The sequence below is a fragment of the Rhizobium sp. AG207R genome (genome assembly GCF_027109195.1).
In the GTDB taxonomy this organism is placed as follows: domain Bacteria; phylum Pseudomonadota; class Alphaproteobacteria; order Rhizobiales; family Rhizobiaceae; genus Rhizobium; species Rhizobium dioscoreae.
On sequence record NZ_JAEPVT010000014.1, the window covers coordinates 85,723 to 108,763 of the forward strand.

Consider the following 23,041-nt stretch of genomic DNA (forward strand, 5'->3'; position numbering starts at 1 on the left):
GCGCTGAAAACAAGAACGAACGATATTTGGGGGCAAAAATTCTGCGGTGACATGAAAGGTGGGATCGGACCGACACCTCGAACATTCCGCACCAATTGCCTGCGGGCGACCTTAACCGCCCGCAATTCGTTTCGCATTCGTGTATCAGGATGCCTGCGCGTCCTGAATGATGTACCCCAGTTCCTCGGCTCGCCGTTCGAGGATTGCGCGGACTTGCTCCAGCACCTTACCGGCATAGACCGGAGGATAGCACCAGTCATTCCAGCTACGCGTCGCCGCTCCCGACATCGCGCCGAACCGCAGGACACCTGGCTCAAGGAAGGACAGACGGCCACCGAGATCGAGATAGGTTTCCGTCGGAGCGCCTTCGGCAAGAATAATCGAGTGTTGCTCCAGTTCGATATGGAAATACTCGAAAGGTGCCAGCGTCGCCTCTTGGGTAACGGTGGTGCCGTTGACGAGGAACTTGGCGGGGATCAGGGACTCCTCCAGGAACATGCAATGATCTGGAGAAACATAGAGATCCCGTGACGGGATGTTTTCGGCAAATGCCCCAATCCGGATACGGATCGGAAGGGTATCGCGCGGCTTGTCGATAGCCTTCGGATCGAGCCGGCGGCGACCGACCCATTTGATTTCCGCGACGCCCTTGTGGGTGACCACGAGATCGCCGACCCGCAAATCCTCCACCGGAATATCTCCTTCCGGCGTCCGGATGAGCGTACCGCGCAAGAAGCAGCTCGTGAAGGTCAGCGTGTCGGTGTTGGCATCGTAGCTGTAGGTGACACCGGCCGGTATCGTATAGGAACCGAGTGGTACGGCGTTCAACAGACCGCCGAAGAACGTAATGGTATTCCCAGACTGGGAGACAACGTTCGAACCGACAACCTCGATCTTATCTCCGGCTTGAACGTTTACGACGTTCGGCGGCGTAGAGAGGTTCAAGTTGATGCCGCCCGGATTGTACGCGAACAGCCCGCTACCATTTGCATTGGCAAAATCCACGGTAACACCATTCAAAAGCCCGACGGTAAGAAGACCCGCATCCACCGTGATACTCGAATTGGCACCGATCGCATATGTATAGGTTGAACCAGCCCCGATATTTGCAAGGCTGGCATTGATCGTAACATTGGCGCCGTTGATCGCTTCTATAGTTGTGCTCGAAAGCGCACCAGTACCGACAAGATTGCTGATATTGACGTCCACGCCATCGACAATCACGGTACCATTGGACACCAGATTGAGCTGGATCGTATCTCCTGCTGAGCCAGCATTGCTGCTGTCGATCGTAGTAGTGCCATTGTTGATTAGGTTGATGCCAATCAAAGCCATGTTATTATCCTCTCCATTAGATTAACACGTTGTTTTCAAGGCAAAGTTATCGTCAGAACTTGTAGTTCAGACCCACCCGGACGGCATGGAAATCGAGGCTCGCTTTGGAGTTGAGCGCATCCCCGCCCACGTTGCTGCTGCCAAAATCGACATACTGATATTCGAGTTTTGCCGTCACATGGTCGGTGAAAGCGTGTTCGACACCGGCACCGATGGTCCAGCCGGCCTTGGTCTTGTCGTCGTCAAAGCTTACGCCAGCCAAGGCACCCTTGTAGTCGACATGCCCATAGGCGAGACCGCCGGTGCCGTAGAACAAGGTATTGTCATAGGCGTAACCGATGCGGGGGCGAACAGTGCCGTACCAGTCGATCTTGGAAGATGCACTTGCGGTGCCGTTTCGGAAGGAATCGCTGATGTCAGCACCCTGAAAATCGGCTTCAAGGCCGACTACCCAGTTGGGGTCGAACTGGTAGTTGTAGCCGATCTGGCCACCTCCGAGGAAACCGGATCCTTCAAGCTTGCCAAATCTGCCAAGGTAACTTCCGAAGGAATGGAATCCGACATCGTCGTTACCACCGAAACCGCCGCCGGCATTCACACCGACATAGAAACCGGTCCACGAAAATACCGGCGCCGCCTCGACGGGAGCTTGAGGCGGTGTGGAAGTGGCGAGATCTGCTGCATAGACGGTACTTCCCGCAACCGTCGCCAACAAGAAAACCGTAGTCCCCAAAAACTTGCGCATTCGAAAATTCTCCTCGAAGGAATTCACGAGATTCAACATGTAACTTGCGAAAGTTCACGTTGGGGCCATAATATAGACGTGATTATAGCTGTAAATACGTAGTCACTAATAAATATTTTCGAGATACAATCTTTATTTGTATAGTTTTGTCGCAATATGTATTGAGAGCATATTGATTCTATACTTTGACGCACCGCAAAATGCCGGAATCGCGGCGGCAAAAACATTACAACCAGAATGAGATGGATGGCTTCGCGTCTGCCGGGGACGCGGAATGTATGAAACGAAGCGCGGAAATTTCGCTTCGTTCGTAAAGGCCGCCGGCCGCGGCGGCTTCCAAGTGACGCAATCGGGTGTGATGTGTCGCTTTCGATATAGACAGGCAGGACGCCGTTCTGCGAGTTTTTATCGCTACCGCAGATATTCATCTGCTGCGCTGGGAGGCCTGACGGGGCGGACCCCTAGAAGGAACGTCAGGCCTCCCAACTGCGCCCAACTCCTCTCCCTATGAACGGACATATGATGAAGAGCATGCTGGCAAATCACGGCCTGCATAGATTTGGTGTGTCAATCTCCGCAACGGCGCCCAGGAAGACAGGCAGAGCGATCATGTTGCCGCTGGAGCATTCCGAAACATGCGGCCTGATGGCATTAGGCATTGGCTTACTGTGAAATCGACTTTCCGACGCCGGGCGCAATCAGACCTCCCGCGCCGCTTTCCGTATGGACGATGTAGCGGCGACAAGCCACATCTTTGGAACTATCGCAACCGCCAATTTGCGATGGTCGGGAGGCCTGGTTGCCTTGCTTCAAGCAGCGGTCGGGCCTCCTCGCTTGCCATAAGCGCAACTCGCCAGGCAGTTGCTTTTATCCCGGCATGCGCCAAGACGCCTGCTTGTTCGCATGGCTGCCAATTCAAACAAACCGACAGGCTTTAATCGCCTCAGGGAATTACACGCATGCGGGCGGCGCCAGCCGCCTTGAGGAAGGCAGAGCGAACCTGTTCGGGTGAAACCCTGCCTTTGACGCCGTCGACGCAAGCCTGCAGTGCTTCTTCAAACGCATCGCCGTAGCGTATCGGCCATTTCGTCATCAGATATTCGATGGCCTGTGCGATCGAATTGATGGAGTGAATCTCATCCCCATCCTGCGCTGCAATTCCGAGCGGCGCGAATGCCAGCCCTGCGGGTTCATCCGAGGCGTCGAATGAGGTTGATTGATCTTGATCGGCGGCGTTTTCGGATTTTGCATGCCGGCGCCTCGTCACCAGTGTGGCCAGCAAGGTCATATCCCGAGCAATCCTATCCAGGGCTGCGAGCTTGTCTTCTTCGGCCGGCGTTCGGTCCTGCCCCCCCTCTCCCGCCTGCGGCTCCGGCGGCGAGGCCAGGCGGCTATCTACATTCGTTCGAGGAGTGAAAACATCATCAGGGACCGAATTAACAAGCTGTGCGCCGTTATCGAGGTCGGCGCCAAAACTCTTATCATTCCGCCCCATGCCGATCTGTCCCAATAAACGCCGTCAAACCCATCCCACTGCATAGCAGCGATATGTTGTATCGGCAAAAGTACTACTAATAAAACGCAATTGACCCGTATAGATTAAAACTTTGAAACGAATTTGACCAGTATCGCGACAACAGAAAGCGAAAATACTCATAAAACCAGGCGATATTGGCTTATTTTCAATGTATAAATATGGAAATTTTCGCTTAAAAGGCCAACGAACGGTCCTGTGATCGAAGCTGCATCTCTTCGATGCAGCAGCCGCACCTACATCTATAGCTGCATAGGCAACTTCAAATGTCGCCTAATCCACCTGCGATTGCCATTCCGGCAGCTTTCGGTGCCGGAAGCATTGCAAGCCCGTCACAAGACGTTGCTCATACAGTTGCAGACGCATGTGCCTGCGAAAGCGAGATGATGCGCTCTTCGATTGCGATGATCGGCATGGAAAGCCAATGCGAAACGCGAGCCGCTGAATTGAAGAGGCGCACCGAAGTGCGCCGCTTGTTCAGACGATGAAGAAAGTCGATGGCGGAACCTGCAATGCGGTCGCAATGCGGCGAAGTTTCGCCGGATCGGCCTCGGCACCAGCCTCGATTTCCGTGATCTCCCCACTGGTCAGACCACAGGTCTCCGAGAGGTCGTCAATCGTGTAACCGATGGCTTCACGCGCCTGCCGCACAGCAGCAGCAATCTCACCATCAGGAACCGTAGAAACCTTTGAACTATCGATATTATTCGGAGTAATGGACATGAAATTTCTCCTTCCAAAGTCCGCCGGCCAATTCGTTGCCGGGTGAAGGCAGCTATTGCAGCCATGAGGCATATCGACCTAAACAGACACGGCCGAACGCTGCGTCAATATAGGCATCAATGCGGCGAGGGCAAGCACGGAAGCGCATAGCTGCCAATCGCCTGGCTCTCGGCTAATGTCGCGATTTAATATTCTGTGATAGCGACAACACGTCACGGTTACAGAGGAATGAACGGCACTGCACGCCGTCCTGCGACGTCAGCCGCCGCCCGCCCGGCTGTGAACGTCACCCTGTAACAACGAAGATCATTTCTTGCCTTTTGTCTTGCGCACCTTCCGCCCGGCCGCAAGCAGGAGCCCCTTGAGTTCCGGTTCACGCACACGATTGGCTGCCTCGATGAAGGAAACCCACTCGACGCGGCGTTGGCCTCGCTCCGGAAAGTCCTGGAGCGTTTGGTCAACCTCCAGCAGATGCAGTTGGACAATGCAGGGAACGCGGCTGCCGTCGGCAAGCTGCTTCAGATAGGTAAAATAGCCAAAGGGCTTTTTCTTCACCTTCCCGCGCACGCCGGCTTCTTCATAAGCTTCAATGGCGGCAACCTCATGCGGCTTCTTGCCCTTGATCGGCCAACCCTTGGGAACGACCCATCGGCCGCTCTCCCGGCTTGTGACGACGAGCATCTCGGCATCGTCGCCTTCGGGCACCTTCCTGTAGCAAATGGCGGCATATTGCTCATGGACCTGGCCGTGCAGCAACTCGTCGGCATGACCGGCAAGCTCGGACAGAAAGCTCTCCGACCGTCGCAAGGCTTTTTGCTGCGCTGAAAGTGAGAAAGCCATGCGCGCTACTCGCGACACGGTCGATCGACGCACACGCCCCTCGAAACTGGCCGGCTCGCGCTCACAAAAATCGTCTGTGACACGCTGCTCTCCTGCTCGCTTGGGTTTCGTCGAAATTCACAACTGTCCGTATGATGCTGTGAGCCGCTGCAGTGACAGTTTTATGAAGGCGGCTGTTGATGATGCGGAAGGATCAGCCATCTGAGAGTGCTACACGAAACTGTGATCGAACGGCACCGAACGAAAAAACGGCCCCCGAAGGGGCCGTTTCATCCTTGGGAGGACATGCGAAGTTTATTCGGCTGCCTGCAGGGCAGGCACCTCGATTTCTTCGCTCAATTGCCCCGCCATGGCGGCGGCAAACTTGGTTTGGTCGAGTTCGTTTTCCCAGCGGGCAACAACGACCGTGGCTACCGCATTGCCGACGAAATTGGTCAAGGCGCGGCACTCCGACATGAATCGGTCGATGCCGAGGATCAGCGCCATGCCGGCGATCGGAACCGAAGGCACGACGGCAAGGGTGGCGGCAAGCGTGATGAAGCCCGCACCGGTGATGCCGGCGGCACCCTTGGAGCTCAGCATTGCCACCAGCAGCAGCAGGACCTGATCCCCCAGCGACAACGGCGTATCAGTTGCCTGGGCGATGAACAATGCTGCCAGCGTCATATAAATATTGGTGCCGTCGAGATTGAAGGAATAGCCCGTCGGGATGACGAGGCCGACGACGGAGCGCTTGCAGCCTGCACGCTCCATCTTGTTCATCAGGCCCGGCAATGCGGCTTCAGACGACGAGGTGCCGAGCACCAGCAGCAGCTCTTCCTTGATGTAGCGGATCAGCGCCAGGATCGAGAAGCCGTTATAGCGGGCGACGGCCCCGAGCACGACGAGAACGAACAGCAGCGAGGTGGCGTAAAAGGTGCCGATCAGGAAGGCCAGATTGGCGATCGTGCCGATACCATACTTGCCGATAGTGAAGGCCATGGCGCCGAAGGCACCGATGGGAGCGAACTTCATCAGCAGGGCAACCATGCGGAAGATCGGCGTGGTCAGTGCCTGGAGGAAATCCGTCACCGGGCGTCCGCGTTCGCCGGCAGCGCCAAGCGCAATACCGAAAACGACCGAGAAGAACAGCACCTGGAGAATATCGCCCTTGGCGAAAGCGCCAACGATCGTATCCGGAATGATGTTCATCAGGAAGCCGACGACCGACGCGTCATGGGCCTGCGCCGCATAGTTGTTGACGGCCTTGGTATCCAGCGTCGCCGGATTGATGTGCATGCCTGCGCCCGGCTGCACGACGTTAGCAACGATAAGACCGACGATCAGCGCCAGGGTCGAGAAGGTCAGGAAGTAAATGAACGACTTGCCGACGACGCGACCGAATTTCTTCAGGTCCGACATGCCGGCGATGCCGGTCGTGACCGTTAGAAAGATGACGGGCGCGATGACCATGCGCACCAGCTTGATGAAGGCATCACCGAGCGGCTGCAACGATGTGCCGAGCTGCGGATAATAGTGACCGAGCAGAATGCCGGCGGCGATGGCGGTCAGAACCTGCACATAGAGGTGCCGGTAAAAAGGAACCTTGGCGCGCGCTTCCGCGGCAGCGATGGGAGCAATCATGATGTCCTCCGTTAAGCCCAACCGATCTCTCGGCCCTCCGGGCGACGACTAGAATTCAACAGCCTCCGACTGTTCCGTCGTTCTCTGCAATGACTGTGCCAGATGCATGCCTTGATTTTAACATATTGCTTTTGTTGAAATTTTAATTTCCGACACTGATCCAAGATCATCGATCTGTGCGACTATCCGCACAGATCGAATTGCGGTGCGCGCGAAATCATGCACAATACGGCAATGCTGCAGCGCCCGGCCAACGAACGATTTCTAACGCCCGAGCAACTGGGCCGGCGCTCCCGCCGGGTCTGGTTCGTGTTCGCGTTTCTAAGTGCGGCCATCATTGCGGCTGGCCTTTATGGCGCGAATTTCTATGGACGGCTCTCGGCAATAGAAGGGCTGCAGCGGCAGGGGCACACGGATGCGAACCTCAAGGTTGCCCTACTGCGCGCGGTCCTCGAACGTCCGCGCGCTTTGCCGTTACTGCTGGCCGATGATCAGCAGGTGCGAGACGCGCTGGCCGACAAGCACATCGACGATGTCGTCGCCTTGGATCGCAAGCTCGAAAGTCTCGTCACCGGCACCAGCGCATCCGTCCTTTACGTCACCGGCAAGGACGGCGTTGCTATGGCCTCCAGCAACTGGCGCGAGCCGCTGAGCTTCGTCGGCAATGATTATTCTTTCCGCGATTACTTTCGCAAAGCCATGGAAACGGGAACCGCCGAGCATTACGCGCTCGGCACGGTCAGCAATCGTCCCGGCCTCTACATTTCCCGACGCGTTGGCGATGTCGGCTCTGCGCTTGGTGTCGTTGTGGTGAAGATGGAATTCGATCAGCTGGAGGCCGACTGGAGCGAGACCGGCCGCCCCGCTTATGTGACCGACGAACGCGGTGTCGTGCTCATCACCAGCCTGCCCTCATGGCGCTTCATGACGACCACCCCCCTTGCGCGCGAGGAAGCCGACGCCATTCGAAAAAGCCTGCAGTTCGGCGCGGCACCGCTTTCGCCCCTTCCGGTCAGCCACCCCGAAAAAGTCGGCCCGGATGCAACCATCGTGCGCGCCATTTTGCCTGGAAGCAGCGCTGCGGAATATTTGCGGCTGACGGTCGCCGTTCCATCAACACCCTGGCAGCTTGGCTACCTGATCCCGACCGATCAGGCGATCGCCTCGTCCGTGCGCGAGACGCGCTTCCTTGCCTTGACCGTCCTTCTGCCGATCCTCGCATTCGCCGCTTTCCTGCTGCGTCGCCGCGATGTTTCCGCCATGCAGATCGCTGTCAACAGGATCGCGCGTGAGGAGCTGGAGCGCCGGGTTCTTGAGCGCACGGAGGATCTCAGCCAGGCCCGCGACCGGCTGGAGGCGGAAATTGCCGACCACCGTGCGACGGAAGCCAAGTTGCAAGGCGTGCAGCAGGATCTCGTGCAAGCCAATCGCCTTGCCATCCTGGGTCAGGTCGCCGCCGGCGTCGCGCATGAAATCAATCAGCCGGTCGCGACAATCCGCGCCTATGCGGAGAATGCCAATGTCTTCCTTGATCGGCAGCAGACAGAGCCGGTGAAGGAAAACCTTTCTGCGATCGCGGCGCTGACCGAGCGTATCGGCACGATCACCGAAGAACTGAAAGCCTTCGCCCGCAAGGGAAGGACCGCACCGGAGCCAGTCGACCTCAGAAGCGTGATCGAAGGAGCCGTGGTTCTGCTGAGGAGCCGCTTTGCGGGTCGCCTGGATGCGCTCAAGATCGAGTTGCCGCCAACGGGCCTTGGTGTTGTCGGCACGCGCATCCGACTGGAACAAGTGCTGATCAACCTCTTTCAGAATGCTCTTGAAGCTCTGGAAGGCTGCGATCAGGCCAAGGTGGAGGTGTCGGTGCGCGAAACTTCGAATGAGGTCGAGGTCGTAGTTTCGGACAACGGCCCCGGTATTCCAGCGACGATCCTCGATTCGCTGTTTACCCCTTTCAATACATCCAAGGAAAAGGGTCTCGGCCTTGGTCTCGTCATTTCAAAAGATATCGTCGTCGACTATGGCGGCCGGATCGATGTCGAGAGCAATGGCAGCGGCACACGCTTCACCGTCCATTTGCGCAAGGCCACACCATGAATGAGAGTTTCCCCGTTTTCCTCATCGACGACGACAAGGATCTGTTGAGGGCGACGAAACAGACGCTGGAATTGGCTGGTTTCGCAGTATCCGCCTTCTCTGCCGCAGCCGAAGCGCTTCTTGTTCTCGACGCCGATTTTGCGGGTGTTGTCGTCTCCGATATCCGCATGCCGCAGATGGATGGACTGCAGCTCTTTGCCCGCATCAAGACGCTCGACGCCGATCTGCCGGTCATTCTCATGACGGGTCATGGCGATATTCCGATGGCGGTGCAGGCGATCCAGGACGGCGCCTATGATTTCATCGCGAAGCCCTTCGCCACGGACCGGCTGGTGCAAAGCGTGCGACGCGCGGCTGAGAAACGAAGGCTCATCCTGGAGAATCGGGCATTGCGGCAAGCGGCGGAGCAGGCGCAGGGCGATCTGCCCCTGATTGGCCAGACGCCCGCCATCGAGCGGCTGCGCTATACGCTGCGGCAGATCGCCGATACGGATGTCGATGTGCTTGTCACGGGCGAGACCGGCAGCGGCAAGGAAGTGGTGGCGAGCCTGCTGCATCGCTGGAGCCGGCGCGCGAAGGGCAATTTCGTTGCGCTGAACTGCGGCGCCCTGCCCGAAACCGTGATTGAAAGCGAGCTGTTCGGCCATGAGCCAGGCGCTTTTACCGGCGCGCAGAAGAAGCGCGTTGGGCGCATCGAGCATTCCAGCTCCGGCACCCTGTTTCTCGACGAGATCGAAAGCATGCCACCTGCGATCCAGGTGCAGATGCTGCGTGTGCTTGAGATGCGCGAGGTGACGCCGCTCGGCACCAACGAAGTCCGTCCTGTCGATCTTCGCGTCGTGGCGGCGGCGAAGGTCGATCTCGCCGATCCTCGCCAACGCGGCGATTTTCGCGAGGATCTCTATTATCGCCTCAACGTCGTCACACTTTCTATTCCGCCACTGCGTGAACGGCGCGATGACATCCCCCTGCTCTTTGGCCATTTTGCCGATCGCGCCGCCGGACGCTTCAAGCGCGAGGTGCCGGCCCTATCCACAGCGGTGCGCCGCCATCTGCAACAGCACGACTGGCCGGGCAATGTTCGCGAGCTCTCGCATTTTGCCGAGCGCTTCGTGCTCGGCCTCGAATCGGCAACAACGGCAAAATCCGACGAGGTGCCGGCGGCCGACGAAGGTTTGCCCTTGCCGGTTCGAGTAGAACGTTACGAAGCCGAACTCATCCGCGAAACCCTGTCGCAGAACAATGGCGATGTGCGCCGTACTATCGAAGCGCTCGGCATTCCCAGGAAGACTTTCTACGACAAGCTCCAGCGGCACGGCATCGTCAGAGGCGATTTCGCTGGTTTTGACGGGGACGAGCGCCGAGGTTCGTGATCCATCGCCAAGAGCGGACTATGCCAGCTGAAGCGGGTTTCCACCACGCGCTTCAGGCACTGCGGCGCATCTCCTTGATGTTGGAACCGGCGCTTAGTCGAGCCGCTGCCTCGGCGGTGCGATCCAGAACCAGCATCGCTTGCGCGATCACCGTCGCAAGCGCTTCATCGCTCTTGGAAGCAGCCACGACCAGCGGCGCGCTCAAACAAATTCTAAGGGCACTTGCCGGTACATCGCCAAAATCGGCGCAGCGAACGGGCTGCCCGAGACGCACGGATGCAACCCCGTCACCGTCGATGGCCAGCGCCTTGTAAACCGCCGCCATTTCCGTCGCAGTCAGCATCGCGCCATCCGTGCAATTGCGCAGGTAGAACGAGAAAATGGAGGGAATCTCGTCCCAGCGAAGAGCCGATGATGCGCCCCACAGTTCACGCCTGTCCAATGGCCGGCTCTGCAAAGGCTCAAAAGCCGGATCGTTCGCAAGACGATCAGAGACTGCCGCGGCAAAAGCGGACAAGACCGCGACCACACGATCTTCAGCTATACCGACGAGGCGTTCGAGCTCGAACAGCGCGGCTTTCCAGCGCAGCAGCAGGCCGAGATTGGCACGCTCCGGCAATATATCGCGGGCGGCCCAGCCCTCTGGCCACTCTGCCTTTCCGCAATAATCCGCCAAGGCCGCCGGCAGTGCGCACGATTTGAAGCGTTCCGACATTTGTGGCGGGCAGAGAAGCGCCCCGCTGAAAATCGGTCCGGCAAGGAATTTCGAACCCGTGAGCGCAACCATGAAGCCATGGGCGAGATAGGCGTGGATCGTCGCCGCCGACAGGCGAAACTGGCAGGCGTCGATCATGATATCCAGCAACGTACCGAAGCGCTGCTTCAGACGCAGAACGGTCCCGAGGCCCGGGGCCAGCAGGCTGGTTTTCGAAACGTCCGTGACCACAAGCAGGCATCTGAGGCCGGCTGCGCGGGCAAGTTCGATGAGGCCGCGCAACTCCTCCTCCACCTCGCTCTCGGCGCGGAGGGAACCATCCTTGTTGCGCACAGCAATGGTGGCGTTGCGCGTTGCGTTGCCCGCCCGCAATTCCTCACCCTTGACGACAGCTCGCTCGCTGCTGACGCGGCTCATGAAATGCCGCCCGGCCGACGCCGTCATGACGCCGCTGCCTGTCTCGTTCCCCATCAGCGTGATGGTCATCAGGGCACGTTCGTCCTCGCCTGCCAACAGCGAGGCCGAAAAAAGATGGATGTCCGTGCCCGATGTGGCCAGGATGGCATCGATCCGCGGCTGCGACGATTGGCTGAGGCCAAGCAAGCGCAGCAGATCGTCACGCACGCGCCCGATTTCGCGGTCGTAGATAGCCTTCGGCGAGCTTGTTTCCATCTCCTGCGTCAAATCCGCGTAATAGGATTCGACCGCGACAAAGGCGGCGGCGGAGATGGTCGATGCCGTCGACGAACCGAAAGCGAGATCTTCGGGTCGGGGCGAGGGGCCATAGCCATACATGTTGAGCCCGCTGACCGGATCGCAATCCAGCCGTTCGTCGCCGCCCGACACCAGATGTTTCAGAAGCGCACCCCTCGCCTCGCCTCGCTGCTGCGACGACGCACCCGCGGTCACGTTCTCATCCAGGGTACAGTCGTCAGCAATTTGCTGCATGGAGAAGCATTCCTCTTTCGCCGAACTCGAAAACGCTTCGCAGGATCGCGCCGCGCTCTATGCCGAGCGGCGGACCCTCGGCAGCCGAACTTTATGCTTCGCAAGGTGGAGCGAGGCTGACTTGTCGAGACCGGCAACGCCGGTGGCAAGAGCAATAAAAAGCTCGCGATCCGGAGGAACGCGAGCTCATTTCAGCAAAAGGGAATTGTCGTATCAGCCAGCGGCTTCCAGCTTATCCTGCGTCTTCGTCTCGAAGTCGCTGGCATCGTGGCGCTCACGCAGCTGCTCGGATGGATCGCCCGACATGCGGTTCACCATGCGGCCGCGCTTGACGGTAGGACGCGCGTAGATTTGCTCTGCCCAGCGCTGAACATTCTTGTAATCCTGCACCTGCAGGAACTCGGCCGCGCCATATTGCCAGCCTTTGACCAAGCCGCCGTACCACGGCCAGATGGCAATATCGGCGATCGTATAGTCGCTGCCGGCGATATATTCGCTTTCGGCCAGCCGACGGTCGAGCACGTCGAGCTGACGCTTCACTTCCATGGCGAAGCGATCGATCGCATATTCGATCTTTGTCGGAGCATAGGCGTAGAAATGACCGAAGCCGCCGCCGAGATAGGGCGCGCTGCCCATCTGCCAGAACAGCCAGGAGATGCATTCGGCCCGAGCCGGCTGCTCGGTAGGCAGGAAGGCGCCGAATTTCTCGGCGAGATACATCAAAATCGAGGCCGATTCGAAAACGCGGACCGGCTTCGGACCGCTGCGGTCGAGCAAAGCCGGGATTTTCGAGTTCGGATTGACATCGACGAAACCGCTGCCGAACTGATCGCCCTCGCCGATCTTGATCAGCCAGGCATCATATTCCGCGCCGCTGTGACCAAGTGCCAGCAGCTCTTCGAGCATAATGGTGACCTTCACGCCATTCGGCGTTCCAAGCGAATAGAGCTGAAGGGGATGACGTCCCACCGGCAGTTCTTTCTCGTGAGTCGGGCCGGCAATCGGGCGATTGATATTGGCGAACTGGCCGCCATTGGCCTTGTTCCAGGTCCAGATTTTCGGCGGCGTATATTCGGCAGAACCGGTCATGGGCATCCTCCTGTTTCGGGGAATCACGTTGGGGTTGGTCTTCGATGTAGCGCGCTACATAGGTCGCACATAGGGGCGACTCTTCATTTTTGCGAGAGGAGAATGCGCACACTTTAATGCGGAAGCGCTCTTGCCGCTTGGGTTGGAGCGCCAGCTTCTCGACCGAGTTAGGTCATTGCCAATCTTCTGGAGGTCCATGAAACGAAAAAGCCTGCCGCGGGAGGAGGAGCGGCAGGCTTTTTACAAGAACCGAACAGCGGATGGGAGGAGGAGTTCCGCTATTCCTGCAGCCGTCCCTGGGAGGAGGATAAGGACGTCTGCGAAGCGAAGGGATGCGGGAGGAGATGCATCCCTTCGATAAGAGGAACATACCAGTCTTTTGCTCAGTTCATAGGCATTTCTTTGCAAGGCAGTTATGCGCCATGCGAAAAGCAGAGAGCTAAATTGATGCAATCTTCAGCAAGCGCGGCGAAAAGGAACGGTGATATTCATAAAGCAAAAGCGCCTGCTCAAGGGGAACAGGCGCTGACATAATTCAGCTTTATTAGGAGCCGGTGCGGCCGTTAGCGAGCGATCGCTGCGCGGGCAACGTTGCGGATTTCGCCGCGATCGATACCCAGATCATGCAGTTCGCGCGTGGACATACGGCCCAGTTCGGCGACCGTCTGACGATACTTGCGCCAGTTATTGAAAGAGCGTGCTACGTTCATGATGATCCCCTTTCCTTGGGCTTTCGAAGCTGAGCGGCCGTGCTTGGCGCTCCCGTCGCTTCGATGAGAAACATATAGTCGAAGCCCACAGGTTTTTGCAGAGCTAAGGGATCACTCCACCTATGCATCCATTGCATGGGTCGCCGAGAAAGCAGGCAATCTCACTCGCCAGCATGGCTTTTGTGATTTGCTGGTGACAGCGCCGTCTTTGTCTGCGAAAAGAAGAGAGATGAGAGACAGGGGCGTCCGCCATCCGGCGGGCTGAGAAGCACCCTTCGAACCTGAACCAGATCATGCTGGCGGAGGGAGTCGCTCGGGACCTCGTAAAGCACCAGCACGTCGTCCCTGTGCGTCTCGCCCGCCTGAAAGGGGCGATATGCAAGACCAGACAACTGCAGGCAATTTGCTTCGCACCATGCGGGCTAACCCTCCGCTGGTGCAATGCATCACCAATTTCGTCGCCATGAATATCGCGGCCAATGTGATGCTTGCCGCCGGGGCATCGCCGGCAATGGTACATGCCGAAGAGGAGGCCGGCGAGTTTGCCGCTATCTCCGGCGCGCTGACGATCAATATCGGCACGCTCTCGTCCGGCTGGCTTGCGGGCATGCTGAAGGCTGCCCGGTCGGCAAACGAGGCGGGCAAGCCCTGGGTCCTCGATCCTGTCGCCCATTATGCGACCACGTTCCGCCGCAAGGCGGTCGCGCAATTGATCGAGCTAAAGCCGGCGATCATTCGCGGCAACGCGTCCGAGATCATCGCGCTTGCCGGCGGCACGAGCCGCGGCCAGGGCGTCGATAGCCGCGACGCCGTCGAACACGCGGAAGATTCCGCCCGGCAATTGGCGGGAAAGCATGGCTGCGTCGTTGCAGTTACCGGCGTTACGGATTTCGTGACCGACGGGCGGAGGGCAAAGCGCATCGCCGGCGGTTCGTCATTCATGCCGCAGGTGACGGCCCTCGGCTGCTCGCTGACCTGCCTCGTCGGTGCCTTTGCTGCGGCAATGCCGGATGATCCATTCGATGCAACCGTTGCGGCGCTCGCGGTCTTTGCCGTCGCCGGCGAACAGGCCGGAGCGGCTGCAGACGGGCCGGGCTCCTTTTCCTGGCGCTTCCTCGACGCCCTCGCCGGCCTTAGCCCGGAAGTGCTGGATCGCAATGCAAGGATATCGGCGGCATGAAAGACTTCGATCTCTCGCTCTATCTCGTCCTCGATCCGGTGCTATGTGCCAACCTCGGCATGATTGAAACCACCCGTGCAGCCATTGCCGGCGGCGCAACCATCGTACAGCTGCGCGACAAGCATGCACCGACAGCCACCATGATCGAGACGGGCCGCGCCCTCAAGCAAATCCTGCAGGGAACAAATGTCCGGCTGATCGTCAACGACAATGTCGAGGCTGCCATCGCCATTGGCGCCGATGGCCTCCACATCGGACAGGAGGATATGAATGCCGCCGAAGCACGCCGCCTGATCGGGCCGGACATGATCCTCGGCCTCTCGGTGGAAACGGAAGCTCTCGCTTCCTCCATAGATCCCGGCATCGTCGACTATGCCGGGATCGGCCCGGTCTTTGCCACGCCCACCAAGCCCGATCACAAGCAGCCGATCGGCTTCGACGGGCTTGCCCGCATCGTCAGGCTATGCCCCGTTCCATCAGTCGCGATCGGCGGCCTCAAGGCAGAGCATGCCGCAAGCGTTTACTCGGCCGGAGCCGATGGTCTCGCGGTCGTCTCGGCCATATGCGACCAACCGGACCCGCAAGCCGCGACAACTGTCATCGCGAACGCCATCAAGGAGGCTCGCCAATGATCCGCAATGTCTTATCCATCGCTGGCTCCGATCCCTCCGGCGGCGCTGGCATTCAAGCCGACCTGAAGGCTTTCTCCGCCCGCGGCGTTTATGGAATGGCAGCGCTGACTGCCTTGACCGCGCAAAACACGCAAGGCGTCACCGGCGTCCATCCGGTGCCTCCACATTTCGTGGCAGACCAGATCAATGCGATCTTTGCCGACGTCCATGTGGATGCCGTCAAGATCGGCATGATCGCTAATGCCGCCATCGCCAGTGCCGTCGCGGACATTCTGGCGCGACATCGCGATGTACCCGTCGTCCTCGACCCGGTCATGATCGCCAAGGGTGGCGCCGCCCTACTGGCTGCCGATGCCGTTGACGTGCTGACCACGCGGCTGCTGCCGCTGGCTACCGTCGTTACACCGAACCTGCCCGAAGCTGCTGCGCTGTTGCATGACGTGGAGGCGAAAAGCCGCGAAGACATGGCGCGTCAGGCGCTTGCTTTGGCCATGCTCGGGCCTTCGGCAGTCCTCGTCAAGGGTGGTCATCTCGAAGGGGATGAAAGCCCGGATGTGCTCGCAAGCGGTGATCATGTGACTTGGTTCGAGGCGGAGCGGCTGCCGACCAAGAATACGCATGGAACAGGCTGCACGCTCTCCAGCGCTATCGCGGCAGAGATCGCCAAGGGCCTGTCGCTTCCCGAAGCTGTCGCTGTTGGCAAGACTTATCTCGCCGCCGCGGTTGCTGCCGCAGACCAGCTTTCCGTCGGAAGTGGCCACGGGCCTGTGCAGCATTTCCATGCGCTCTGGCCAAACAGACAAGGAGCAGAGAAATGAGCCTCTCACTCAAAGATCAGATTGTCATCGTTTCCGGTGCGGGACGCGGCCTTGGTGCTGCCATAGCGACGGCCTTCGCCCGGGAAGGTGCGAAAGTGGCGGTCAACTATCGCGCCAGCCGCGAGAGCGCGGAGGCGCTCGCAGCAAAGCTCGGCGATCATGCCAAGGCCTTTCAAGCCGATATCCGCGACCTCGACGACACCAAGCGGCTCGTCTTCGAGGTGACCGGGCATTTCGGCGTACCGACGACCATCGTCCACAATGCATTGGCTGATTTCAGCTTCAACGGTGACGCACGTTCGAAGCTGGATGCCTTGAGCTGGGCCGAGATGACCAGGCAGCTGGAAACCGCGCTGGAGGGCGCCTTGAACCTCATACAAGCGGCGCGGCCGGCGATGGCGCAGGCAGGCTTTGGACGGATTGTTACGATCGGTACCAATCTCTTCCAAAACCCCGTCGTGCCCTATCACGATTATACAGCCGCCAAGGCGGCATTGCTGTCGCTCACCCGCACGGCTGCCGCCGAACTCGGGCCACTGGGAATCACCGTCAACATGGTCTCCGGCGGCCTTCTGCGCACGACGGATGCAAGTGGCGCTACTCCGGAAGCTGTATTCGACATCATAGCCGCGAATACGCCGCTGCGACGCGTCACCACGCCCCACGAGGTTGCCGATGCGGTTCTTTTCTTTGCAAGCCCCTGGGCACGGGCCGTTACCGGACAGAACCTGATCGTCGATGGCGGCCTGGTCTTCGGATAGTCGCTCCGCAACGAAAAGGCGCTGCTCTCCAGAGCAGCGCCACCTTTTAAGTCCGCAGCACGCTAAAAATCAGTTTGCTCAGGCCCAGCCCATGGTCAGCACGCCAAAAAGAATGACGGCGCCGAGCACGATTCGGTAGATGACGAAAGGCCAGGTCGAAAAGCGCTCCAGGAAGCGCATCAGCCCCCAGATGGTGATGAACGACGATATGCTGCCGACGATCAGGCCGACGAGCAGAACCGACCAGGCTTCCATCGGAATATGCGCCTTATGGAGCTCATACAGTTCCTTCAAGCCGGCGAGCGCAATGGCAGGCAAGCCGAGCAGGAAGGAGAATCGGGCGGCTTCCTCACGCTTCAATCCGAGGAAGAGCGCGCCGGTCAGCGTCGAACCAGAGCGAGAAACGCCGGGGACAAGCGCACCGACCTGCGTGATGCCGACGAACAGAGCATCGATCAGCGTCATCTGCTCAATGTCTTTCCGATGGCGGCTGTAGAGTTCGGCGATCGCCAGCAACAAGCCCATGACCAGGCAGGCGATACCGATCACCCAAAGGCTGCGGAGCGAGGTGCCACAGGCATTCAGGGAGGATGACAGCAGCAGACCGGCGATCACGATCGGTACGGTCGCGATCACGATGGCGATCGCAAGCCGTATGGAAGGAGAGCTCCAGTCCCTTTGCCTGATGGCATCGAGCGACCCAAATGTGACGTAACGAACGTCGCTCCAGAAATAGGAGACGATCGCGGCGAGTGCTGCTAGCTGCATCGTAGCCGAGAAGGCAGAACCGGGGTCCTGCCAGCCAAGCAGGGCCGGCACCAGGCGCATATGGGCAGTGGACGAAACCGGCAGCAGCTCGGTCAATCCCTGCACGATGCCCAGAATTGCAATCTTGGCATAGCCCAAGGCAACAAAGCCCGTATCCACGCCTTGCGTACAAACATCAGCCACGTTTTGATATCCTCAGTTGTTCATGGGGCTTTGCACCGGAGTGGTGCGACGAACTAGCTGTGAAACTGGTTCCCGGTTTGAAATTGGCAACACCTGGTTAGGGCGTCGCCGATTTCGCATCGGGACAGGGCGAGGATATAGCCGCGCAGGCTGAACTCTATCTGAAATTGCCGGCTCGAATTTCGGAGTTTGGCGTATTTCTAGCCTTCATCATCCGGCAGCGCCTGCATGTAGCGGATCATGGTGTAGAAGCCTGCAAGGAGGACTAGGGCGCCTGCCGCATGATGCAGATTGTGCAGCAGCGCATGATGATGCCTGAGCAGAAGGCAGCTCAGATTGTAAAGTGTTACGGCCACTGCTGTCATCAGGGCGGCCAGGAAAAGCGCCATGTTTCGCTGAAAGAAATCAATCATCACGCACACCTCATTTGAGTACCAATAGATTCCATTGGGATTTGGGAGGAATTACGACAGGGGCATCCAGGCGCCGTGCCGGCGCGGGGGCGAGAACGGATGTTCATTTTGTGTAGAGCGCGCGCGATCTTTCCAAATGCTTGAGCATTGCCTGCTCGGCGCCATCTGCATCGTTTTCAGCCAGGCGCGCAAGGATTTCCTCATGTTCGACTAGGGTGAACTTTTCCTTGCCGGTCCAGATCAGCATGTCGGTGTGATAGGCTTTCAGCCATGCGAGCATCGCTTCGCTGACAGCCGCGAAGATCGGATTGCCGGAAATCTGAGCGATGCGCGTGTGGAACTGCATATCGGCAGAAATGAAGTCCTCGGCGTGTCCGAGGGACGCGCGCTGCCGCTCGATGATCTCATTGAGATCGGCGACATCTTTCTTGCTCGCGCGCTGGGCCGCCTCGCGGGCCATGCCGCGCTCGAAGAAGATGCGGGCGCTTTTCAGCTGTTCGAGCGAATCGGACGATTGCGACAACATGATCTTTGCGGTGAGATCGACCTGCCGGAAGATCGACTTCGCCGTCAACTGAAGCACCTTGGCACGCTCACCATGGGAAATGTTGACCAGCCCCATATTGGCAAGCGCCTGCATGGCTTCGCGGATCGCCGGACGCCCGACACCGAAGCGCTCCATAAGAACACGCTCGGACGGCATCTCATCGCCAGGCTTGAGCTCTCCCGACGTGATCAACCGCTCCAATCGGTCGAATACTTCATCGGATAGCTTTCGACGTACAATTTGTTCGACTGGCTGGCTCATGGAATCCCGCTTTCCCAAAGCTTTTCCTCCCTTATGCATTTTTGGCCGCCATGGCGGAAGCCCATACGAGTCGCCTTATCTGCAACCGGACAAAAAAATCGTTGCAGAAGTTGGAATACTCATTATACCAGATCACCAGTTTGCGCCACGCGAAAAATCGTCGGCGAGAGGAGCATTCATCCACTCATGATCATCACCATCACCTACCGTATCGAAACGCCCGGCAGCATCGAGGCGATGGCTCGTAAGATCGCCAGCGATCAATCGACCGGCACCTTCGTCGCCGTGCCGGGCGAGACGGAAGAGCTCAAGGCGCGTGTGGCCGCGCGTGTCCTCGCGATCCGCCCCCTTGCCGACGCCGAGCGTCCAACCTGGCCGGAGGTGGCCGAGGGCCATGGCCCGATCCATCGCGCCGATGTCGACATCGCCTTCCCGCTGGATGCCATCGGCACCGATCTTGCGGCGTTGATGACGATCGCGATCGGTGGCGTCTTCTCGATCAAGGGCATGACCGGCATCCGCATCGTCGATATGAAGCTGCCGGAGGCCTTCCGTGATGCGCATCCCGGCCCGCAATTCGGGGTTGCCGGCAGCTTGCGTCTGACCGGAGTCAGCGGTCGCCCGATCATCGGCACGATCGTCAAGCCTGCGCTCGGTCTTCGGCCAGAGGAAACGGCCGCGCTTGTCGGCGAGCTGATCGGCTCGGGCGTCGATTTCATCAAGGATGACGAGAAGCTGATGAGCCCGGCCTATTCGCCGCTGAAAGAGCGCGTCGAAGCCATCATGCCGTTGATCCTCGATCACGAGCAGAAGACGGGCAAGAAGGTCATGTATGCCTTCGGCATTTCGCATGCCGATCCCGACGAGATGATGCGCAACCACGATCTCGTGCTGAAGGCCGGCGGCAATTGCGCTGTTGTCAACATAAACTCTATCGGGTTCGGCGGCATGAGCTTCCTGCGCAAGCGCTCCAGCCTCGTCCTGCATGCGCATCGCAATGGTTGGGATGTGCTGACGCGCCATCCCGGCGCCGGCATGGATTTCAAGGTGTACCAGCAGTTCTGGCGCCTGCTCGGTGTCGACCAGTTCCAAATCAACGGCATCAGGGTCAAATATTGGGAACCGGACGATAGCTTCGTCGAATCCTTCAAGGCCATCAGTACGCCGCTCTTCGATCCCACAGACTGTCCGCTTCCTGTCGCCGGCTCCGGTCAATGGGGCGGCCAGGCGCCGGAAACCTACCAGCGCACCGGCCGGACAACGAACCTTCTCTATCTCTGCGGCGGCGGCATCGTCAGCCATCCCTTCGGACCGGCGGCCGGCGTTCGCGCCATCCAGCAGGCCTGGCAGGCAGCGGTTTCGGACATACCGCTTGCCGACTATGCGAGGGCTCATCCGGAGCTTGCCGCCTCGATCGCAAAATTCAGTGATGGCAAGGACGCCTAGCAGCAATGTCCAACCTTCTTCTCAGCTATTACGGCGACGATTTCACCGGCTCCACCGACGTCATGGAGGCGCTTGCCTCAAATGGCGTGCCGACGGCTCTCTTCCTCGGCATTCCAGGTGAAGCCATGCTGGAGCGGTTCAAGGATTGCCGCGCCATCGGCATTGCCGGCACCAGCCGCAGCGAAACGCCGCAATGGATGGATGAGCATCTGACGCCTGCAATCGAATGGCTAAAGAGCCTCAATGCCGCGATATGCCATTACAAGGTCTGCTCGACCTTCGATTCCAGTCCCGTCATCGGCAACATCGGCAAGGCGATCGAGATCGGCAAAGCGCTCTTTGCACAACCCGTCGTGCCCGTTGTGGTCGGAGCGCCGCAGCTGAAACGCTACACCGCTTTCGGCCACCTTTTCGCGGCCTACCAAGGCGAAGTCTTTCGCATCGACCGGCATCCAGTCATGAGCCGGCATCCCGTTACGCCAATGGATGAGGCCGATCTCACCTTGCATCTGAGCAGGCAGACGTCCCTCCCCGTCAGCCTCGCCGATCTCATCACGATCCAGGCAGCCGATGCCGATGCGCGGCTCGATGCTCTGGCGAGAGGCAAGGAGGGTGTCCTGCTGCTTGATGTCGACAGCCCGGAAACCCAGGCTGCCGCAGGACATCAGCTGTGGCGCCTTGCAGGCAAAGGCAATGCTTTTGTCGCAGGCTCATCCGGTGTCGAATATGCCCTTCTCGATGCTTGGCGCAACGAAGGTTTGATCGGAGAAAAGCCGGAGTTCGCCCGCCCCGGCAAGGTCGACCGCCTTGCGGTCGTCTCCGGCAGCGTATCGCCGACGACCGAACGGCAAATCCGGCGTGCCACAGCCGACGGTTTTGACGGCATCGATCTCGATCCCATAGAGCTTGTCGGCGAGAGCGTCGAGCGTGCTCTGGACGCAGCCGTCGCCGCGGGCGTGGCCAGCCTCAAGGCCGGCCGCAGCGTCATTCTTCATACGGCACTCGGCCCATCCGCCGACCGCGGCGGCGATATCGACCGCATTCCCGGCGCCCGCCATCGCCTGGGGCAGGCTCTCGGCACGATCCTGCGGCAGTTAATCGAGCAGGAAAACCTCGGTCGCGTCGTCATTGCCGGCGGCGACACGTCGAGCCACGCGCTCAAGGAAGTGCGCGTCGAGGCCCTGACGACGCTTCTTCCATTGCCGCAAACCCCCGGCTCGCCGCTTTGCACCGCCCATGGCAGCTACGCGCCCACCAATGGCCTGCAGATCGCGCTGAAAGGCGGGCAGGTCGGCACCGACGATTACTTCGCGCAGATCCGCGACGGGAGGGGATCATAGCTGCGGCATTCTTCGGTATGATATTGGCATACTCATTGACTCATCATACCACTTGCGATACCACACATTGAAAGTGAACGAGGTACTAAGATGACTGCAATTGCTCTTTTCGGCGCCGGCGGCAAAATGGGCTACCGGCTCGCCAAGAACCTGAAAGGCTCGCGCTTCGATGTGCGCCATGTCGAGGTCAGCGATGCCGGCAAGGCCCGCCTGAAGAATGACCTTTCTATTGATTGCGTCCCCGTCGATGCCGCGCTGGACGGCGCAGAGGTCGTGATCCTTGCAGTACCGGATACCGCGATCGGCAAGGTTGCCACCGGCATCGTCGATAAGCTGAAGCCCGGCACGATGGTTGTCGCGCTCGACGCCGCCGCCCCCTTTGCAGGCCATCTGCCGCAGCGCGAGGACCTCACCTATTTCGTCACCCATCCCTGCCATCCGCCGATCTTCAACGACGAGACTGAGATGCAGGCCAAGAAGGACCATTTCGGCGGCCTCTTTGCCAAGCAGCATATCGTTTCGGCACTGATGCAAGGTCCGGAAAGCGCCTATGCGCTCGGCGAGGAAATCGCCAAGGTCATCTGGGCGCCGGTCATGCGTTCGCACCGGGTCACCGTCGAGCAGATGGCGATGCTGGAGCCGGGCCTTTCAGAAACGGTCTGCGCCTCGCTGCTCGTCGTCATGCGTCAGGCTATGGATGAGTGCGTCGCCCGCGGCGTTCCGGCGGAAGCCGCCCGCGACTTCCTGCTCGGCCACATGAACGTGCTCGGCGCGGTCATCTTCAAGGAAGTCGACGGCGTGTTCTCCGACGCCTGCAACAAGGCGATCGAATTCGGCATTCCTGCCCTCATGCGCGACGACTGGAAGAAGGTTTTCGAGCCGCAGGAGATCGCAGAAAGCATCCGTCGCATCACCTGATCGACGTCCCCCGGGAGGGCAATGCCCTCCCCTTGCTGCCCT

21 protein-coding genes and 1 riboswitch are annotated in these 23,041 nt (G+C 59.3%); of the genes, 9 read left to right on the plus strand and 12 right to left on the minus strand.

Translation table 11 applies throughout. The features are described 5' to 3' along the window. Window positions 1-144: 144 nt before the first annotated feature. From JJQ51_RS28500 to JJQ51_RS28525, 6 genes are all read right to left on the minus strand, one after another. Complete coding sequence (locus tag JJQ51_RS28500) at window positions 145-1,335, minus strand: Hint domain-containing protein (RefSeq protein WP_113351139.1); 1,191 nt, start codon at window positions 1,333-1,335, stop codon at window positions 145-147. A gap of 52 nt (window positions 1,336-1,387) precedes the next feature. Next, complete coding sequence (locus JJQ51_RS28505; protein WP_113351199.1) at window positions 1,388-2,080, minus strand: outer membrane protein; 693 nt, start codon at window positions 2,078-2,080, stop codon at window positions 1,388-1,390. Between the two features lie 943 nt (window positions 2,081-3,023). Beyond that, the gene (locus JJQ51_RS28510; RefSeq protein WP_233788763.1) at window positions 3,024-3,590 is read right to left on the minus strand and encodes a DUF982 domain-containing protein; all 567 of its coding nucleotides are present in this window, start codon (window positions 3,588-3,590) and stop codon (window positions 3,024-3,026) included. A gap of 501 nt (window positions 3,591-4,091) precedes the next feature. Further along, entirely contained in the window at window positions 4,092-4,337 is a 246-nt protein-coding gene (locus JJQ51_RS28515) for a helix-turn-helix domain-containing protein (protein ID WP_113332692.1), read from the minus strand. 306 nt (window positions 4,338-4,643) lie between these two features. After that, window positions 4,644-5,177, minus strand: a complete 534-nt coding sequence (locus JJQ51_RS28520) for an NUDIX hydrolase (RefSeq protein WP_113351138.1) — start codon at window positions 5,175-5,177, stop codon at window positions 4,644-4,646. A 294-nt stretch (window positions 5,178-5,471) separates the two neighbouring features. Then, window positions 5,472-6,800 (minus strand): dicarboxylate/amino acid:cation symporter, encoded by a 1,329-nt coding sequence (locus JJQ51_RS28525; RefSeq protein ID WP_113351137.1) that lies wholly within the window; start codon window positions 6,798-6,800, stop codon window positions 5,472-5,474. A 219-nt stretch (window positions 6,801-7,019) separates the two neighbouring features. On the opposite strand from JJQ51_RS28525, the gene JJQ51_RS28530 reads away from it, so the two are divergent. Both JJQ51_RS28530 and JJQ51_RS28535 read left to right on the plus strand, forming a co-directional pair. Beyond that, the gene (locus JJQ51_RS28530; RefSeq protein WP_113351136.1) at window positions 7,020-8,897 is read left to right on the plus strand and encodes a sensor histidine kinase; all 1,878 of its coding nucleotides are present in this window, start codon (window positions 7,020-7,022) and stop codon (window positions 8,895-8,897) included. Further along, the gene (locus JJQ51_RS28535; RefSeq protein ID WP_113351135.1) at window positions 8,894-10,270 is read left to right on the plus strand and encodes a sigma-54-dependent transcriptional regulator; all 1,377 of its coding nucleotides are present in this window, start codon (window positions 8,894-8,896) and stop codon (window positions 10,268-10,270) included. Before JJQ51_RS28530 ends, JJQ51_RS28535 begins: the two co-directional genes overlap by 4 nt. 52 nt (window positions 10,271-10,322) lie before the next feature. Here the strand turns inward: JJQ51_RS28535 and JJQ51_RS28540 are convergent, their stop codons facing one another. From JJQ51_RS28540 to JJQ51_RS28550, 3 genes are all read right to left on the minus strand, one after another. Further along, the gene (locus JJQ51_RS28540) at window positions 10,323-11,933 is read right to left on the minus strand and encodes a hypothetical protein (RefSeq protein WP_113395039.1); all 1,611 of its coding nucleotides are present in this window, start codon (window positions 11,931-11,933) and stop codon (window positions 10,323-10,325) included. Between the two features lie 213 nt (window positions 11,934-12,146). Beyond that, window positions 12,147-13,022 carry a glutathione-dependent disulfide-bond oxidoreductase gene (gene yghU, locus JJQ51_RS28545; RefSeq protein ID WP_113351133.1) on the minus strand — a complete coding sequence of 292 codons (876 nt, stop codon included), beginning with the start codon at window positions 13,020-13,022 and terminating at the stop codon, window positions 12,147-12,149. A gap of 563 nt (window positions 13,023-13,585) precedes the next feature. After that, window positions 13,586-13,732, minus strand: coding sequence for a DUF1127 domain-containing protein (locus JJQ51_RS28550; RefSeq protein WP_015342994.1), 147 nt, complete (start codon window positions 13,730-13,732; stop codon window positions 13,586-13,588). 228 nt (window positions 13,733-13,960) lie between these two features. After that, window positions 13,961-14,057, plus strand: a riboswitch (TPP riboswitch). Window positions 14,058-14,108: 51 nt separating this feature from the next. On the opposite strand from JJQ51_RS28550, the gene thiM reads away from it, so the two are divergent. The 4 genes from thiM to JJQ51_RS28570 are packed head-to-tail and all read left to right on the plus strand — an operon-like array spanning window position 14,109 to window position 17,123. Beyond that, a complete protein-coding gene (thiM, locus tag JJQ51_RS28555) occupies window positions 14,109-14,912 on the plus strand; it encodes a hydroxyethylthiazole kinase (RefSeq protein WP_113351132.1) in 804 nt (267 codons plus the stop codon). Further along, a complete protein-coding gene (thiE, locus tag JJQ51_RS28560; protein ID WP_113351131.1) occupies window positions 14,909-15,544 on the plus strand; it encodes a thiamine phosphate synthase in 636 nt (211 codons plus the stop codon). Before thiM ends, thiE begins: the two co-directional genes overlap by 4 nt. Beyond that, window positions 15,541-16,362 carry a bifunctional hydroxymethylpyrimidine kinase/phosphomethylpyrimidine kinase gene (gene thiD, locus JJQ51_RS28565; RefSeq protein ID WP_113351130.1) on the plus strand — a complete coding sequence of 274 codons (822 nt, stop codon included), beginning with the start codon at window positions 15,541-15,543 and terminating at the stop codon, window positions 16,360-16,362. The genes thiE and thiD overlap by 4 nt, the downstream gene beginning before the upstream one ends. Then, on the plus strand, window positions 16,359-17,123 hold the full coding sequence (locus tag JJQ51_RS28570) for a 3-oxoacyl-ACP reductase (RefSeq protein ID WP_113351129.1): 765 nt from the start codon (window positions 16,359-16,361) through the stop codon (window positions 17,121-17,123). The genes thiD and JJQ51_RS28570 overlap by 4 nt, the downstream gene beginning before the upstream one ends. A gap of 78 nt (window positions 17,124-17,201) precedes the next feature. Here the strand turns inward: JJQ51_RS28570 and JJQ51_RS28575 are convergent, their stop codons facing one another. The 3 genes from JJQ51_RS28575 to JJQ51_RS28585 all read right to left on the minus strand — a co-directional run bounded on the left by JJQ51_RS28575 (window position 17,202) and on the right by JJQ51_RS28585 (window position 19,295). Further along, window positions 17,202-18,074, minus strand: a complete 873-nt coding sequence (locus tag JJQ51_RS28575; protein ID WP_113351128.1) for an undecaprenyl-diphosphate phosphatase — start codon at window positions 18,072-18,074, stop codon at window positions 17,202-17,204. Between the two features lie 200 nt (window positions 18,075-18,274). Beyond that, window positions 18,275-18,487 carry a hypothetical protein gene (locus JJQ51_RS28580; protein WP_113332702.1) on the minus strand — a complete coding sequence of 71 codons (213 nt, stop codon included), beginning with the start codon at window positions 18,485-18,487 and terminating at the stop codon, window positions 18,275-18,277. A 103-nt stretch (window positions 18,488-18,590) separates the two neighbouring features. After that, entirely contained in the window at window positions 18,591-19,295 is a 705-nt protein-coding gene (locus JJQ51_RS28585; protein ID WP_069615499.1) for a transcriptional regulator NanR, read from the minus strand. Between the two features lie 186 nt (window positions 19,296-19,481). Here JJQ51_RS28585 and oiaX point away from each other — a divergent pair, with 186 nt between their 5' ends. The 3 genes from oiaX to JJQ51_RS28600 all read left to right on the plus strand — a co-directional run bounded on the left by oiaX (window position 19,482) and on the right by JJQ51_RS28600 (window position 22,999). Further along, window positions 19,482-20,741, plus strand: coding sequence for a 3-oxo-isoapionate-4-phosphate decarboxylase OiaX (oiaX, locus tag JJQ51_RS28590; RefSeq protein ID WP_269245573.1), 1,260 nt, complete (start codon window positions 19,482-19,484; stop codon window positions 20,739-20,741). A 5-nt stretch (window positions 20,742-20,746) separates the two neighbouring features. Further along, entirely contained in the window at window positions 20,747-22,081 is a 1,335-nt protein-coding gene (locus JJQ51_RS28595; protein WP_113351126.1) for a four-carbon acid sugar kinase family protein, read from the plus strand. A 90-nt stretch (window positions 22,082-22,171) separates the two neighbouring features. Beyond that, window positions 22,172-22,999: a phosphogluconate dehydrogenase C-terminal domain-containing protein gene (locus tag JJQ51_RS28600; RefSeq protein ID WP_113351125.1), complete on the plus strand. Its 828-nt coding sequence runs from the start codon at window positions 22,172-22,174 to the stop codon at window positions 22,997-22,999. Window positions 23,000-23,041: the final 42 nt, after the last annotated feature.